General features: G+C 52.8%; 1 protein-coding gene. It reads left to right on the top strand.

Features of this window, described 5'->3' with window-relative positions:
• Positions 1 to 1,960 precede the first annotated feature (1,960 nt).
• Positions 1,961 to 2,344 (top strand): hypothetical protein (locus ACYVG7_RS06400; RefSeq protein ID WP_460882383.1); only part of this gene is annotated, 384 nt, incomplete at its 3' end.

The following is a 2,344-nucleotide window of genomic DNA, read 5'->3' as shown; positions in this document are numbered from 1 at the left end:
ATGTCATCAAAACCTTTATCGAGACTTGCTATGAATGGAGCGGTGCATTAAAAACCGCAGCTATAGCTTTTGCTGCATTCAAGTTCACCCAATTTATCAGTGGGGTTCAGTCGGCCGCCAGAGTATTGGTTGTTGAGCTCATCCCTGCCTTGCTGCGCACTGGTACTGTTGCGGCGGGAGCAGCTGCAGCTGGCACTGGAAAATTAGCCAGCTCGTTTGACAAGCTAATTGCCAGGGTAAATGTATTTACTCTAGCAATAGCAGCGGGAGTGGCAGCAGGCTATGGCATTCAGGAGATCCGCAAGGCCATCTTTGATCTGACCGAAGGTCAGGAGATTAAGAATCGTATCGCTGAGAAAGAACGTCAGCTCAATGACCAGCTACTGCGTCAGGGTGCTGAGCTGATTGCTCAGAACGCCCAATACAAAGACTTGAAAATCCTCACCGCTGACCAAGTGAAGTACCTTTCAGCCACTGAACAAGCAGCGTATGAACAGCGTTTAAACGGCCTAAAAGGTTACCTAGTTGGTCAGCTACAGCAAAATGCCGCCCTGGAAAAAACGGGCCAGTTAACTGAAGAGCAGAAGAACAAAACTCTAACTGCGGTCGCGGCGATGCGTGATGGATTCACTTCATTCGAAGCTGGCCAACAAGCAGCTCTGACACAAGCATCCAAGTCGCTGACTGATTACACCGCTGATGTGGCCGCTGCAGCCGAGACCACGAAACGCCTTGCAGATGCAGGTCTCGATGATGTGTTCAGCAAGGCCAAGCTGGATTTAGATCAGATCTCTGGCAAGGTTGGCAAGGTCGTGACCGAGTACGTATCTGGTTTAGACGTCATGACTAAGGCCAGCAGTGTCAATGCAGTAGCGATCCAGGGATATCTGGGAAAGGCATTCGAGAGCGCCAAGAACAAGGCAGAACTGGATGCTCTCTCCGAGAAAATGGCCTTGCTGCATGCTCAAGGAAAGCTCGTTGGCCAGCCGTACATCGATTCGCTGGCTCAAGCGACTGCAGCTGCTAAGAAGATGGCGACTGAATCGGTGGCCGGTGCGACGGCTTATTCTGCTGCACTCAAAGCCCAGAAGGCCGCCGTCGAAGAGGCCTATAAGAAAGGCGAGATTGGCGCGGAGCAGCACCGTCAGCAAGTGGGCAAGCTGAATGCAGAGATAGATAAGACCACCAAGGCATCCCAAAAAAATGCAGATGCCGCCGATGACATGACCAAGGCCTATTCCGATTTCGGCATGCAGTCAGCCAAGGCGTTAGAAGAACAGGCCGCCAAGCTCAAAGCGTCATTTCAGACTATCCAATCTGGTGCTCAACCGTTGGAGCAGGTCAAAGAGGCGTTCCTCAAGTACGCCGAGGCTGAACTGACATCAGCCAAGGCCAATGACCGCCATGCCGATGGTTCGTTGTCTGCTACTGCTGCCTCGCTGGGTTTAAGCAAGGAACTCCAGGCGCTGGAAACCGCTGTAAACACGACCGGTAAGGAAGCCCTGATCACTGCAGGGGCGCTAGACACGCTGAGTAACAGTACAAACGCAGCCAGCGGGAGTGCTGAGAAAGTCAGTCATTCATTTGGTCGTGCTTGGGAGAGTCTTGAGAAACAATCCGAAGGCATGAAGAAGCTCCAGGAGCACACCCGCCAAGCCTCATCCGGCCAACTGACGTTTGCCGATGTGATGATGAAATCGTCTGAGGTTGCAGGTCTCAGCCTGGATGACATCAATACCAAGATGGCCGAAGCCCAGGAGATCTGGGAGTCGAGCTACAACTACATGCTCAAATCAAATGACCTATCCACAGAGTGGTGGTCGCCGTTTGTCCTCAAACAAAAGCTGGCCCAGGAAAACAACTTGCAAATCCTGGGGCAGATGAAACGCGTCNTGCGTACATGCTCGATGACCAAACCCTCTCTTCGTTCCGAGCCGCCATCGATAGTGCCAAGCAGAAGATGAATGAGTTGGCCGACTCGGCCGCATCCACGGTCAGCAATTTACGCGACGAACTGGACCAACTCTCTGAGAACTATGACGCCATCGAACGGCGGCGCTATGACGAGCAAGTTGCATCACTCCAAGCCAGTCTGGAAACCGCGCGCGCTGCAGGCAATGCCGATGCAGTTGCCAGCTACAAAGAAGCCCTACGCCTAGCGGAAGAACTGCATCAGAAGAAGATGGCCACCATCAAAGCCGAACAAGCCGCCGCCGCTCAAGAGGTGGCTGAGGCCAAGAAAGCAGCAGCTTCAAATCCAGCCGCGAAGGCATCCACTGCAGCTAAGACAGCAAACCAAAACACAAGCGAGACAACTACTTTGTCCAGGGAAATCACCATCAAT

The organism is Pseudaeromonas pectinilytica (assembly GCF_054780855.1).
Note: the sequence above shows the minus strand (reverse complement) of the source record. Positions and strands in the feature narration are given on the sequence as shown.